This is a genomic window from Metalysinibacillus jejuensis, assembly GCF_003057615.1.
GTDB lineage: Bacteria > Bacillota > Bacilli > Bacillales_A > Planococcaceae > Metalysinibacillus > Metalysinibacillus jejuensis.
This window is the reverse complement of the sequence record NZ_QAFW01000027.1, coordinates 19,767-30,089: the sequence shown is the minus strand read 5'-3', so window position 1 is coordinate 30,089 and position 10,323 is coordinate 19,767. Positions and strand designations below refer to the sequence as shown.

7 protein-coding genes and 1 pseudogene are annotated in these 10,323 nt (G+C 39.4%); 3 read left to right on the top strand and 5 right to left on the bottom strand.

The features are described 5' to 3' along the window. Nucleotides 1-69: 69 nt before the first annotated feature. The 4 genes and pseudogenes from mobV to DDE80_RS09315 form a co-directional block, all read right to left on the bottom strand. Nucleotides 70-687 (bottom strand): annotated as a pseudogene (gene mobV / locus DDE80_RS09325) (MobV family relaxase); the annotation flags it as partial. A gap of 457 nt (nucleotides 688-1,144) precedes the next feature. After that, on the bottom strand, nucleotides 1,145-1,420 hold the full coding sequence (locus DDE80_RS15050) for a hypothetical protein (protein WP_153060889.1): 276 nt from the start codon (nucleotides 1,418-1,420) through the stop codon (nucleotides 1,145-1,147). 24 nt (nucleotides 1,421-1,444) lie between these two features. After that, the gene (locus DDE80_RS09320) at nucleotides 1,445-1,906 is read right to left on the bottom strand and encodes a hypothetical protein (protein WP_108307392.1); all 462 of its coding nucleotides are present in this window, start codon (nucleotides 1,904-1,906) and stop codon (nucleotides 1,445-1,447) included. 259 nt (nucleotides 1,907-2,165) lie between these two features. Next, nucleotides 2,166-4,136, bottom strand: coding sequence for a methyl-accepting chemotaxis protein (locus DDE80_RS09315; RefSeq protein ID WP_108307391.1), 1,971 nt, complete (start codon nucleotides 4,134-4,136; stop codon nucleotides 2,166-2,168). 273 nt (nucleotides 4,137-4,409) lie between these two features. Between DDE80_RS09315 and ldmS the strand changes: the two genes are divergently transcribed. Next, entirely contained in the window at nucleotides 4,410-5,546 is a 1,137-nt protein-coding gene (ldmS, locus tag DDE80_RS09310) for an L-aspartate--L-methionine ligase LdmS (protein ID WP_108307390.1), read from the top strand. A gap of 77 nt (nucleotides 5,547-5,623) precedes the next feature. After that, on the top strand, nucleotides 5,624-7,834 hold the full coding sequence (locus DDE80_RS09305) for a S8 family peptidase (RefSeq protein WP_108307389.1): 2,211 nt from the start codon (nucleotides 5,624-5,626) through the stop codon (nucleotides 7,832-7,834). A gap of 43 nt (nucleotides 7,835-7,877) precedes the next feature. Here DDE80_RS09305 and DDE80_RS09300 read toward each other — a convergent pair whose 3' ends face one another. Further along, nucleotides 7,878-9,518 (bottom strand): SLC13 family permease, encoded by a 1,641-nt coding sequence (locus tag DDE80_RS09300; protein WP_108307388.1) that lies wholly within the window; start codon nucleotides 9,516-9,518, stop codon nucleotides 7,878-7,880. 234 nt (nucleotides 9,519-9,752) lie between these two features. Between DDE80_RS09300 and DDE80_RS09295 the strand changes: the two genes are divergently transcribed. Beyond that, nucleotides 9,753-10,313 (top strand): SLOG family protein, encoded by a 561-nt coding sequence (locus tag DDE80_RS09295; protein WP_108307387.1) that lies wholly within the window; start codon nucleotides 9,753-9,755, stop codon nucleotides 10,311-10,313. Nucleotides 10,314-10,323: the final 10 nt, after the last annotated feature.

The window sequence follows — 10,323 nt, the reverse complement described above, 5'->3', positions numbered from 1 at the left end:
ATGTTTATTATACATAGGCGATATGTCTTAGATACTCTAGAACAAGTAAAAAACATCGCTCCTAGATGCATCTTGCACAACAATCAAGGATTTGTGTACACTTCCTATAGCTTTAAATTTACTCGTTTCAATATGCTCCCGATCCGAACCTTTTTCTCCACGTTGTAAATCAAATCCGAGCTTCTGCATATGCTCTGGAAACTTGTCTTGCAGCCACAACAATTCTTGACGATTGAACACATTTTTTCCTTGCAATTTTCCATCACGCATTGGCACGACACCTAAATGCATATGAGGAGTTTTTTCGTCAACATGAACGGTCGCATACGCAATATTTTGTTTCCCATATCGATCAGCAAATAATTTATAACTTTCCTCAAAAAATCGTTTCTGTTCATCAGGCTCTAATCGCTCAAAAAAATACCGATCAGACGTGACAAGTAATTCATTTACAAGCACAGCATCTTTTCTTGTTTTTCTCGTTCCAACTTTTTGCGATTCAATAATTTCTTTTACTCGCTCGTTATAGTCGATCGGTTCATCATTCACCAAATCATAATTTTCATGAGTACAATCTGGATCAATATCCTCATTCGTTTTCGATTCTCGTTCTCTCTGATTATGAAATTGAATTCCTTTCAGATCGTGTGACTTCATTTTCTGCATACGGACTACTGCAAAACTCATTTATTTTCGACCTCGCTTTCGAGAAAATTTGTCATGACAAATCGGCCCAACTTCCATGTAAAGTATAACACACTATACTTTACATTCGTAAAGGTGTGCTCTGCGAGGCTGCTTCGGCTTTCGCCGATCATTCGCTTAAGCGAATGAAAAAGATACCGACCTTGCCCCCTTTTGAAAAAGGGGCAATCCCCCCAAAACTTTCTCGCTTACCGCGGGTGCCGAAAAAAATGGTACGGGGAAAACCGCCCCTTCCATTTCCTTTCGTCAATGCTAGCTTGGCAAACTTCTCACGTGTCAACTCCTTAAATTCCTTCCCGTTGGTCAGTCAGACATTTACCGTTGACACTTCCCGTTTGTCTTTCCCACTGGCGAAATAAAAAAGGGTTGCCTTGATGGCAACCCTTTAACCTTTAGGTTTATTGTTTTTGACAACCGGACACGTTATTTAACTGCTTTATTATTTTTTCCTTGTAAACCCGACTGAGGTAAATATAACTAAGCTTAATAATCCAGAGGATAGAAGAATACTACCTAGTACGATATAAGATTTTACATATATCTGCAGTCTGGTTAAATATTCACCTGTATCTATATTTCCACCAGCAGCCGTTGAAACGTAGCTTTCTAATGCGTTACTGCCTATATCCGGCGATTTAATGATGATATATACTCCAACAACCGCCATAACGATTGATAAAAGCATTGGTATAATAACTTTTTTAATAATTGTCAACCCTTTCTTTTGCTTACGGGTTATTTAATTTGAGTATTGTACAAAGCAGACTCCTACAGGTTTTTGTGCATTTCCTGAACCCTTTTTAGTTGACCCATTGTAAACATTAAAATTATAAACATCTAACGTTGGAAATGCTCTAACTGTTTTGCTCTTCCCTTTAGCCACAACGACATTTTGGCTATCAGAAATGCCATAAGATTTTGTTACACTAAATCCAAGTTCTGCCGATATACCAGCCATGCTAATGCCACCTGTTGCGCTAGCAGTTGCTGAAACACTCTCCGAAACTGTCATTGTTCCACCTGGGTAACTATATGTTGATCTACGTATTTCCTGAATACCACATCCGTTTGTTTTAGATATATTTCTCAAATTATATCCAGTTGCGGCAAGTTTTACATTGTTAAATGGCATCAGATCATTCTTTACGGAAAGTTCTTTTGGTTCAACAATTGTTACCTTTTCTAATTTCTTATCCCCCAACTTTTCTCCAAATTTTTCTTTGAAAGGCTGTAACTCATCAGGGTCTGTTATAACTTTAACATCTTTGTTAGCTAGGCGTCAACTACCCCCGCTTAAACGCTAAAGCGTTTTGAAGTGGGGGCTTGTGTCACCTATGAATTCAACTTAAACTAAACAACCAGTCTCCGGTAGAGTACCGAAAACTGGCTGTATGACGCTTTTTTATACTGTCCCATTTCGACGGGTCAGTTCCGTTTTATGCACTATGTTTTTTACTTAATTACTCAGCCTCTACTTGGAAAGTTGAGACACTTTCTTCAAGTTGCTTAGCCATCTCTGTTAAACGGAGAGCCGTTTGTGTTACATAAGCGATAGCCGCTAACTGCTCATCAGCTGTTAGTGTAGCAGCTGTCGTACTACTCGCTGTTTGATCTGCAGTCTCTGCAATGTTTTGCACCGCGGCTGATACTTCTTCAGCTCCTGCTGACATGCGTTCTGAAATAGAAGAAAGCCCTTCGATTTGCGTCGTTAAGTCTGTGACAGATTGCTCGATTTTGGTGAAAGCTGTTCCTACATAATTAAGTAAATCAGCACCTGTTTGCACTTCTTCATTACTCTCTTGCATTGCGACTACAGCATGTTGTGTTTTAGCTTGGATTTGATTAATGAGTTGATGCACACTAGAAGCCGACTGTGTCGTTTGATCAGCTAGCTGTCGAATCTCTTCAGCTACAACAGCAAAACCTTGACCAAATTCTCCTGCACGTGCTGCTTCAATTGCAGCATTTAATGCGAGTAAATTAGTTTGCTCAGCAATGCTTGTTATCATTTGCATTATAGTGCCAATTTCATTCGAGTCATCATTTAATTCTTCAATGACTGTCGCAAATTGCTTCGTATTGTCTTTAATAACATTCATTTGTGTAACGGCCGATGCTAACGTATCATTTCCTTTATGAGTAAGACTTGTCATCGTTGTTGCAGCTTCTACAATCAATCCTGTATCATCCGCTACACCGACGATACCGTCTGCTAAGTCATCCATAGCACGTGCACTTTCTACGCACATTTCACGCGTCGTATCCGTTTGATCATTAATTGTACCGATCGTTTGTACTACTTTACGTGTCCCCTGTTCATTATCACGCATGCTTTGACCGATTTGTTCCGTACTGTGTAACAAATCTTCTGACTGCGTCTGGATGGAAATAATGAGTGACTTTAAACTTATCGTCATCTGTGCGAAACTACGCGAAAGTTGACCGATTTCATCATTGCGACGACTTTGTTGTGGTTGCACTGTTAAATCACCATTCGCGATTTTTTCCACACTTTCAGTAATGCGCGATAACGGACGTAAAATACGTCGTACGACGAAGAGCAATACTAATAAACCGACGATACTTACGACTACACCTACTAAAATAAGTGATAATGTTTGATTTTTTTGCGCTTTTATTACGGCGCTATAGTCTAGTGCTCGTGCTAAGTACCATTTAATTTCACCTGTATAGTCTTCAAGTGGGTAATACATTTGTTGCATTTGATTAGATAAAGTTGTTACCGTCTTACCTTCTTGCAATTTTTTTATATCACTAGCTGTAGGTTCTTCTGTTTGCGCTTCACCTTCTACTAATGTTGTAGATTGATCTTCAATACTATACAAAGCCCAATTGCCATCGTAAAGCGCATTAAATTTTTGCAACAACTCTTCTGTTACACCAAGACCTAGCTCTACTGTACCGAGATGAGTTGTTCCTTTACTAAGTGGTACTACATAACGGAAGCCTGCACCTGCAACACCACCTTCTAAGCCCTCTACTATTTGCTTTGTTTTATTTGCCTCTACTACCGTATGACGAAATGTGGATAAATCATCACCAAACTCTTCTGGTTTATGCACGCGATAAAAAGAAGTCGCATTAGGTAAATGGAACTGAAATTGCTTAACACCTTGCGCTTGTAGTTGTGGCATTAAGACATTTGTTTGTTGTGCTAAAGCCGCTCTATCTCTTTGTTGAAAAGCATCGATGATTTGTTCGTTATGTATTATTGGCTCTAACCCTATGCGCAGTAAATCAAATTGCTGAGCAATCGTATCTTCTATCCCTTGTTCAATTTTTTTAGCTTCATTTTTTTCCGTCACTTGCATTTGACGATTAAGGTCGTACGTTGCATTAATAGTTAATATCATAACGAGCGTTAATAAAATTACCGCACTTATAATGGATAGCTTCGTAGCGATTTTCACTAATCATTCTCCTCTACTTGTTTTTTAGTACTTACTACTATAGTACCAAAAATAAACATCTTAATTGTCAAAAAATTCGACAAATTAAGGTAAAATAAAAATATTCACCGCCACTATGGCAAATCATCATAATTTTTAAATTATATTGGGCATTTACGGGCTAATTTCTTACCTAAGAGCTAGTTATATCGTAGTGTTTTTTCACATTTAGGTTAGCTAAGATAGCAGTTAGGGGTAACCCTATAAGTAGTAACTATGAGAGGAGCCTAACTTATGAAGCCGAAATTTACATTGCGTGAAATTTATGGAGACGATATTTTATACACGCCACGCACCCCATTTAGTGATAATCCGTGGATGTTAAATGATGTGCATAAACTCGACGCGTTAACATCGCGCGAAGTATTATTTGCAGACGTACCTGTGCTTGTACATAGCGCTACTCAAACTGCTCAAGCTAAAGCTTTATTATCGTTAGCTGGCTTTACACCTCCTTCTACTATATACACATATGATACAGAAGAAGCGTACCATGCCCATTTGCAAAATAGCGATGCTACAATCGTTTGCCAATATTTACATGAAGCGCATCAAATCCCTCGTGACCGCTACTGGATGGACGCTGAAAAGTTTAATGAGTTAAACTGCAAATCTTATATTGATCAATTAATAGATGCAAAATATGTACCGAAGCGCTTTACCGTCAAGCTAGCAGATGCACCTGCTACCATTTCTTCTATGACACTGCCTATCGTCTTAAAACCTGGTGGCGATGACCCTACTTCTGGTGGCTACGGGGTAATGATTTGCCATACAAATGAGCAAGTAACTGAAGCACTGCGTCAATTGCGCAAAGCAACAACAGAAGATGTCGTCGTAGAACAGCTGCTTAGCGTTAAAGCCAACTTTAGTTGCCAATACATTTATACTAAAGAGCTCGGCATTCAGTATTTAGGCGCCTCTGAGCAACTTACCGATGAAGAAGGTCATTATCATGGCAACGTCATTGTACGTGATGTACCACAGCGTGTAATCGACGTAGGGCGACACATTATGGAGTGCGGTGTTGCTGAAGGTTTTGTCGGCATTGCAGGCTTCGACCTTATCGTTACCGACACGGGCGATATCCAAGCGATTGACTTAAACTTCCGCCAAAATGGTTCAACTGCCATGCTGATGTTTAAAGATAGCTTTAAAAAATCGGTTGCTAAATTTATGTCTTACGAGGCTAAAGCAGATAATGCAACGTTTTATACAAACATTGTCAACTGCATTAAAGAAGGTGGACTTTTACCGCTTGCCTACTACGATGGTGATTACTTTGATGAGCCTGTCACATCTCGTTTTTATGGCATATGGTACGATGATTCACTTGAGCAAATCGAAATGCGCGAACGTCTACTTCTATAAGACGTTTGGCGCGTTTCTTTTTTTTGAAACATAAAGCATGCTAATGCGTATACAATAGAATAAAGGAGTGTGCGGATATGATAAAAAAACTACTAGCCACAGCAGTGTTCGCTTGTTCGGTACTTACCTTACCATTAATAGGTCAAGCCGCCGGCAACGACAATGTCATCATTAAATATAAAGCGGATGACGCAATTTTTAAGCAATTTAGCCAACAAGAAGATGTTTACTTAAATGAGGCGCAGCAATTTATTTCCCTCCCTAAACAAAAATTAGCGGATGCTGCTATTCAAGAAGCCATTAAACGTGGCAGTGTGGCGTACATAGAAGCAGACTATAAACGTCAAGCTTCCAACTTACAAGAGCACTTAACGATGTGGGACTCGTTCGATTTAGGCTTACCTGAATTCACTTCAGCCTTGCAACCGCAAAAAGAAACAGTCGTAGCTGTAGTCGATACAGGCGTTGACTATGCACACCCTGTATTAAAAGACTACGTCTTACCAGGGTATGACTTTGTCGAGGAAGACACAGATGCTATGGACGAGCAAGGACATGGTACACATGTTGCAGGTATTACATTACGCGGTGCTAATTATAAAGGTGTCAAAATTTTACCTGTACGTGTATTAGATGAAAAAGGAATGGGCTCAGATTCTCATATTGCTTCTGGTATTTATTACGCCGTAGACCAAGGTGCAACCGTTATTAATATGAGCTTAGGCGGACAAGGTTTATCGCAAACCCAACGCGATGCTATTTTGTATGCGCTAGCACACGATGTTAGTGTAGTTGTCGCAGCAGGCAATGAAGCTGAAGAAATTTATAATAAATACCCTGCGAGTGAGCGCGATGTATTAACAATCGGAGCTAGCTCAAAAAAGAAACCCCTTACCGACTTCTCTAATTTCGGGGTGGAGTTAGACTTAGTCGCACCTGGGCAAAATATTTACAGTACGCTGCCACGTAAATTAGATATGATGGACGGAAAACGCGACGGCTATACGTCAATGGACGGCACTTCAATGGCCTCCCCTTTTGTCGCTGGTATTGTAGGACTTATTCGTTCCTCTTACCCTACGCTAAGCTATGAAGAAGTAGAATTATTGCTTAAAGATCAAGCGAAACGCCCTGCTAACCAAGATTTTGATAGTAAAGCAGGATTTGGTCATGTACAGCTTCAAAATTTCACGACATCTAAAGAAGTATTTTTACTTAATACAACTTACTTAACAGAAGGTGCAGATGTAGTTCAAGTAGGCTCTTACGGTTACGATACAGGTACAATTGAAGTTGTAGCAGACGGCAAGAGCTTAGGTACACAAACGATTACTAAAAATGGTATGCTGAGCTACTCGCTAGACGTACCAAAACAAAAAGAAATGGTCATCTCTGCGACGTTAAAAGACGATGCAGGCAATGTAGTAAAAGAAGTAACGCGCACTACACCTATTCGTACAAAAGATATTACCTTAAATATTACCAATGAAAAAAATGACAAAGCAGAAGTCACTGTCGCAACGTTATATGGCGTTAAAGATGAAGAATTCGAGCAACTGTCTATGTTTATTGAAACGAACACAAAAACAGGTGATATTGCTTTTTCAACAGGTGCTTACGATGAATATGACGAACTTTTCATTTCAGTCGTAGCAGACAACGCCATGTACGCACGTAAAGTACAAGCTAAAGAAACACTTACATTACATGCTGATCAATTAAATAAAATAACGTTTAAAAATACATTGTTTAACTATCCTAAAGAAAAGCGCTATGAAAAGTTGTATGAGACGATGCCACCTTTCCATGTACCGACAGCTATAATTGACGGCCATGCGATGTCATCACTCTTGCCAATTAACTATTTAGAGCAACCAACCATCTATGTAGATAAAGGTGTTTATGACTTTTCATTTATTGATATGGGAAAATACCACGCCTTCCTTACATTATCTAATGTAAATACGGAGCGCGCGCAAAACTTAGATTTCCGCAATGCGGGGTTATTAACACGCATTCATGTTGATACGTCTCAATATATGAGTTTTCCTTTATTCCAACTGCGTTTTGAACCTGTGAAAGCAGGGCATGCACCATTAAAAATCGGGGTGCCTGTAGATAGCATTAAGCCTACGTATATTACACGTGGTACGTATGATATGTACTTGCACTCTTACTTTATGGGTATGCCGCTTATGTCAGATGTTGTAGAAAATGTACGCGTCGTTAATAACCGCACATTATATTTCATCTCTGGCGAACAAACGACACATGAGTTTGGACGTTAATACAAAAAAGCCTTTCGGAAAAAATTCCGAAAGGCTTTTATTATTATTTAAATGCATCTGGGAAAACATTTAAGTCAATACCCCATAGCGCTGGCACTAGGAAGTAAATACATACTGTAACTAAAATAATACCGAATAAATTAAGTGCAAAGCCCGCTTTCGCCATATCAGGAATCTTTAAGTAACCTGAGCCAAACACAACAGCATTTGGTGGCGTTGCTACTGGTAGCATAAACGCACATGATGCCGCAACTGCTGCTGCCATCATTAAACTGTATGGGTGGACGTTAAGCGCTAATGATAATGAAGCCATAATCGGGAACATCATCGAAGCTGTTGCTGTATTGGACGTAATCTCGGTTAGGAAAATAATTAATGTGGCTACTGCTAAAATAAGTACAAATAAATGCACACCTGCTAAGCCGCCTAATTGTGAACCAATCCACTCTGATAAACCTGAAGATTTAAAGCCTGCGGCAATCGCAAGGCCACCACCGAATAATAGTAGTACGCCCCAAGGCAATTGAACAGCTGTATTCCAGTCCATTAAATGGTCGCCCTTTTTATTGACCGAAGGAATCGCAAACAATACAATCGCAAAAATCATCGCAATAACACCGTCTGATAAACCTGGGAAGAAACCTTGTAGTAAAAATGAGCGTGTAATCCAAGCAAACGCTGCTGTAATAAAGACGATAAACACCATAATCTCTTCATAAGATGCTTTACCAAGCTTTTTCTGCTCTGCATGAATGACTGCCTTACCACCTGGCAATGTTTTAATTTCTGATTTTAAGGCAAACTTCGTTAAGTATATCCAAATGACAAAGATAAATGTCCAAGCAAATGGTACACCAAACATCATCCAACCCGCAAACGTAATTTCAACACCATAAATTTTAGAGATTGCACCCGCAAGTAGCGTGTTTGGCGGTGTACCGATTAATGTTGCGATACCACCAACAGAAGCTGAGTACGCAATACCTAGCATAAGTGCCTTACCAAATTTAAAGTTTTCTTTTGACGTATCAATCGTTGGATCATCTTTTACTGCCTCAGAGATTTGCGCAATAATCGCAAGACCAATCGGCACCATCATCATAGCTGTGGCTGTATTCGAGATCCACATAGATAAGAAGCCTGTCGCAACCATGAAACCTAAAACGATACGGTCCATTGTTACGCCAATAACTGAGATAATACCTAATGCAATACGGCGGTGTAAATTCCATTTTTCCATCGCAAGTGCGATAATGAAACCACCCATAAATAAGAAGATATTTTCATCCCCATATGCCGATGCAGTTTCCTTTATGTCTAACCCCATTGTCATCGGGAATAATACGAGCGGCATTAAAGACGTTACAGGAATCGGTAATGCCTCTGTAATCCACCACGTCGCAATCCACACGGTGCTCGCTAAAATCGCAATACCCTCTGCTGATAAACCTTCTGGCTTAAAGAAAAAATAAATAAGAAAGAATAAAGCTGGTCCCAATATTAAACCGATTAGTTGCGTAATAGAATAGCTTTTCGAATCCTTACCGCCGCCTTCGTTATTCACTCCAACTGGATGCCCTGCGCCGCCACCTTTTACTGTATCGGCCTCATGCGGTGCTGTAAACAAACGAAACACGCCTTTAATATCGTCGTTCATAGCCCACAACCGCTTCCATGCTAACATACTTCCACTCCTCAATTTGCGCTATGCATGCGCTTACAATTATTATAAAAATATAATTATTTCATAGTAAAACCTTAACAAAATGATACCTGTTATACAACAAAGTTTTTTACTATTTTTCTGATATATTATAACATTAACAAGATGGCGAGATATATGTAGATTAAAACAAAGTATATTGTTATATAACAAAGTTTCCAGAAAATTATAACCTTTTAAGAAAGGAATTATATAATGCCGAAAAGTATTATTTTAAGTGGCTATCGGCCACATGAATTAGGTATTTTTAACGATAGTCACACTGGTGTGGCTATTATTAAAAGAGCAATACGCGAGCAGCTTATTCGCTTAATTGAAGGCGGGCTAGAATGGGTAGTGATTAGCGGACAACAAGGTGTCGAAACATGGGGAGCAGATGTCGTTTTTGAACTACAGCAAGAGTATGACATCAAGCTCGCTATCATTACGCCCTTCCTCAATCAACAAGAACGTTGGAACGATGCAAAAAAAGAAAAATACGACATGATGATTATGCAGGCAGATTTTGTGGATAGCGCGACCAAAAAGCCCTACGAAGCACCTTGGCAATTTATTGAGAAAGATAAATTTTTAATCCGCAATACGAGCGGCGCCCTTCTCGTTTATGATGAAGAACAAGAAGCCTCACCTAAATTTTTAAAGCGCCTGATCAAAGCGCATGCCGAAACAACCAACTATGCCTTCTATGAGATTAACGCCTACGATTTACAACTTATTGCTGAACAAATTCAAGAAGAAAAATGGCAAGATTATTAGTATAATCAAA